Genomic DNA, 4,529 nt, shown 5'->3' with positions numbered 1-4,529 from the left:
AATAATCAAATAATCAAATAATCAAATAATGAGGACAAAGAAATGGCTGAAAATCGTTATGAACTAAATAAAAACTTAGCACAGATGCTCAAAGGTGGTGTTATCATGGATGTTCAAAACCCTGAACAAGCTCGCATTGCAGAAGCTGCTGGTGCAGCTGCAGTGATGGCTTTGGAACGAATTCCTGCAGATATTCGTGCTGTTGGAGGTGTCTCTCGAATGAGCGATCCTAAGATGATCAAGGAAATCCAAGGAGCAGTTAGCATTCCAGTTATGGCAAAAGTTAGAATTGGACATTTCGTTGAGGCTCAGATTTTGGAAGCTATTGAAATTGACTATATCGATGAGAGTGAAGTGCTTTCTCCAGCTGACAACCGTTTCCATGTGGACAAGAAAGAATTCCAAGTACCTTTTGTATGTGGTGCCAAGGATTTGGGCGAGGCCTTGCGTCGTATCGCTGAAGGGGCTTCAATGATTCGTACAAAAGGAGAACCAGGAACAGGAGATATCGTCCAAGCTGTTCGCCATATGCGCATGATGAGTCAAGAAATTCGTCGCATTCAAAATTTACGTGAGGACGAGCTCTATGTTGCGGCCAAAGATTTACAAGTTCCTGTAGAATTGGTTCAATACGTCCATAAGCATGGGAAATTGCCAGTTGTCAACTTCGCAGCTGGAGGAATTGCAACTCCAGCAGATGCGGCCTTGATGATGCAACTTGGCGCAGAGGGTGTCTTTGTTGGTTCAGGTATTTTTAAATCAGGAGATCCTATAAAACGTGCGAGCGCTATTGTCAAAGCTGTAACTAACTATCGAAATCCACAAATCCTAGCACAAATCTCCGAAGATTTAGGTGAAGCCATGGTTGGTATCAATGAAAATGAAATCCAAATTCTCATGGCTGAGCGAGGAAAATAAATGAAAATCGGAATATTAGCTCTACAAGGTGCCTTTGCGGAACATGCACGAATGCTAGAAAAATTAGGAATTGAAAGTGTCGAACTGAGAAATTTAAAAAATTTTCAACAACATTACAGTGATTTATCAGGTTTGATCCTACCTGGCGGTGAGTCAACCGCCATAGGAAAACTTTTAAGAGAGCTGTATATGCTGGAACCGATAAAACAAGCTATCTCTTCTGGCTTTCCTGTCTTTGGAACTTGTGCTGGTTTGATTCTGTTGGCTAAAGAGATTACTTCTCAGAAAGAGAGTCATTTTGGAACAATGGACATTGTGGTTGAGAGGAATGCCTATGGACGCCAATTGGGAAGTTTCTATACAGAAGCAGATTGCAAGGGGGTTGGTAAAATTCCTATGACTTTTATCAGAGGACCTATTATCAGTAGTGTTGGTAAAAAAGTCAATATTCTTGCAACGGTAAATAATAAAATCGTTGCAGCCCAAGAAAAGAATATGCTGGTAACATCATTTCATCCTGAATTAACAAATAACTTGAGTTTGCATAAGTACTTTATCGATATATGTAAAGTAGCATAAACCATTATCTGCATATCTGCCCTCCCTAGGAAACAAACCATATTGTAGCAATGAGAGCAGATAATTTTCATCAAAAAACCGAACAGTTACTAGACTTAAAACCGAATGCAAGGTAGGATAAGGATGAACAAAAACAAAATTTCTTGTTGTATTGACGAGAGCAAACGCCACTTCGTAATTGGGCTTTCCCCAAAACGAACCAAAATCAACAATCCTAAAGACATTACACACCATTGAGTATTTACAAGGTTTCAATGCGGACTGAATCATCTATGAAAGCACCGACGGCTTGGATCTTACGATTGCCAAAATATTATATCAAGCAGCCTTTTTCGTGCTCATTGCCAATCCACGACAAATCAATCACTTTACAATGTCACATTTAGTAACCAACAATTACTGTACAAGTGTAGACTGGAATAAGTCAAATAATTTTGCGGTAAACATCAGATAATTTGCTGACCTTATTTTGATGAGTTGGCTCTATCTAAGAAGAGGAAATAATAAACAAGCGGTCACATTTGACATCTTGTTTGCATTTTAGAGGTTTATTCCGCCCAGTATTTTTTCCTCGTCGTTTTACCAATACCTGGATTAAAGCTATTGGTTGGATCCAACTCTTTATAGAATTTTCTCAAGGTTGGTTTAGCCTCGTATAAATGCCCTACATTGTGTTCGGCTGGGTATTGCGCACCACGCTTGTCAAGTAATTTCAACATTTCGTATTCTAGTTCTTCATAATCATAACCTTTTTTTACAATGTAATCTTGGTGAAAGACATGGCACATAAAATGTCCGTAGTAAAGTTTAGAGATAATTCTGTTATCAATTTCTGGCGGTAACACTTCAAACCAATCTTGATCATTGCGACGTAATGCAACATCTAAAGCAACTATTTCTTCTACTTCTTTTTCGTGAATTGCACGATAACGAATTGCAGCACTTGCAACAGCGAAACGATGAAGCATTGCTGCTTGGGTTTCGATTGCATTACATTCAAAATAGCCACCTTTTGAGCCATCTGCAATGTAGGATTCCAAATATTCACGGGCTTCTTGAATGCCTTTTCCACCCATTTTGATAATTAAGTGATGCTCGTATTTGTTGCGATAATCCCATAAGCTTTGTGGAAGATGTTCTGGGATGAATTTAGACACAGTTTGCATAAATTTATCGCTTAAATGTTGTGGTAAAAAGAAGAATTTTTTGCCGATGCGATCCACGTTTGATTTTAAGGAAAAGAGTTTTGGTAGCCAATGTGTACCAAACTTTTTAATGACCCAAAAGGTATCTTTGCCATATTTTGCTGCGATGTCAAATGCATCACGATGGATATATTCACCTGAAATGGGTAGCACTTCGAAGTTTACTAACATGTGGCGACGAATATCGCTCAACACAGAAGTTTGATTGGTGCCGATATAGAAAACAGCCGTCTCTTTTTCAAGCGGAAAGGTGTCTAAACGAACCGCAAAGACAGCAAGTTTTCCTGCACAGCCTGAGGCTTCATAGTGGCGAGCTGGGTCGGCATTAAAACGAGCAGGGGAGCCTTCATCAACTTGACGAACATAGTTGCAGTAGTAATGGTCGTGACCATGTCCGCAATCTTGTCGAATATCTTTAACCTGATAACATTTTTCTTGTAGATTAGTTAAAATTTCTTCAGGAGTTTCTCCTAAATCAATGCCTAAATGATTTTTTAGTTCTAATTCACCTTTTTCATTAAGTTGAGCGTAAAGTGCCATTTCTGTATAGGCTGGTCCACGTTGAACTAATGCTCCACCTGAGTTGTTACAAATCCCACCAATAACTGATGCGCCAATGCAAGATGAGCCAATAACAGAGTGGGGTTCACGACCAAACGGTTTAAGTTGATTTTCTAATTCATTGAGTGTAGAGCCTGGTAAGCAAATAACTTGGGAAGCGTTATTGATGAGTTGGATTCCGTCAATTCGCATTGTATTGATGACGACAATATCGCGATCATAATCATTGCCATCTGGTGTAGAGCCACCAGTTAAACCTGTATTCGCCGCTTGGTTTATAACAATAATATCATGTTCAACGCAAACTTTTACAATGTTCCAAAACTCAAGTAGAGTGGCAGGGCGAACAACAGCTAGGGCGTTTCCTGTTCCAAATCGATAACCACTTCGATAAGCTTCTGTTTTAGTTGGATCAGTAATAATATAACGAGAGCCAACAATATCGGTCAGTCGTGAAATGAGTTGTTGAACAGACATTTTATTATCCTCTTGTAATAAGAATTAATAGTACTATAACAGAATAATTCCCATTTGGATAAGGATGTTTTAGGCTTTAATCGGTGTTTTTTTGGAATTGCTCTGCATATAAAGAAAATTCTCTCTTTGAGGGTAAATTGGGATGAGGTAGTTTTTGAAGTGAATTTTAAGCACAATAAAAAAACATCAGAATTTTTAGCCGCACTTTCTAAAGTATCCGCTAATTTACATAAATGATTTAACCCTACCTATGCTGCTACTCTTTTAATTTTATGAACAGTATTTTCTGTTTCTTTCATATTATCTTTTGATAATTGAGTAAGATAATTAGGCATGGTTGTTTGAATAAAGATAAATTTTTTAAAATTTTGGATTTACCATGCGTTTCAATCAATGCTAAATCAAACTGTTCTGAAAGCTTATTATCATTCATTTCTATAATAGATTCTCTTTCATCCACAAAAAATTTCTGCAGGCAATGGTGTAAATCCTTAATTGAAATGAGTTTACGTAATATGCCATCCATTCCAATTTCTTAATGTTCCTGCTCGCTTTACATAACATTGACGGTAAAAAATCATAAATACCATTCTAATAGTTTTCTCGCAAATGTTGGGCGATTTCTATAATTTCACAAATCTTTTTACATAAATTTGGGGTTTATTTAACAATGAAATTATGGCTTATAATTTAGTACTAAGTCCGAACTTTGAGTAAATTAACCAAATGATGAAACAAGCCGTAGCAAGGCTTGATGAAGCAAAACCGATTTTACATTCCGACCAAGGT

3 protein-coding genes and 1 pseudogene are annotated in these 4,529 nt (G+C 37.6%); 2 read left to right on the top strand and 2 right to left on the bottom strand.

Annotated elements, in window-relative coordinates:
* Window positions 1-42: 42 nt before the first annotated feature.
* On the top strand, window positions 43-918 hold the full coding sequence (gene pdxS / locus HMPREF2813_RS05875; protein WP_005654219.1) for a pyridoxal 5'-phosphate synthase lyase subunit PdxS: 876 nt from the start codon (window positions 43-45) through the stop codon (window positions 916-918).
* Window positions 919-1,497: a pyridoxal 5'-phosphate synthase glutaminase subunit PdxT gene (pdxT, locus tag HMPREF2813_RS05870; protein WP_005687358.1), complete on the top strand. Its 579-nt coding sequence runs from the start codon at window positions 919-921 to the stop codon at window positions 1,495-1,497.
* Window positions 1,498-2,045: 548 nt separating this feature from the next.
* Here pdxT and dld read toward each other — a convergent pair.
* Window positions 2,046-3,740, bottom strand: coding sequence for a D-lactate dehydrogenase (dld, locus tag HMPREF2813_RS05865; protein WP_005687360.1), 1,695 nt, complete (start codon window positions 3,738-3,740; stop codon window positions 2,046-2,048).
* Window positions 3,741-3,919: 179 nt separating this feature from the next.
* Window positions 3,920-4,364, bottom strand: a pseudogene (locus HMPREF2813_RS10015) (Hpt domain-containing protein); the annotation flags it as partial.
* Between the last annotated feature and the right edge of the window lie 165 nt (window positions 4,365-4,529).

Source organism: Haemophilus sp. HMSC066A11 (genome assembly GCF_001811665.1).
In the GTDB taxonomy this organism is placed as follows: Bacteria; Pseudomonadota; Gammaproteobacteria; order Enterobacterales; family Pasteurellaceae; genus Haemophilus; species Haemophilus influenzae.
Note: the sequence above shows the minus strand (reverse complement) of the source record. Positions and strands in the feature narration are given on the sequence as shown.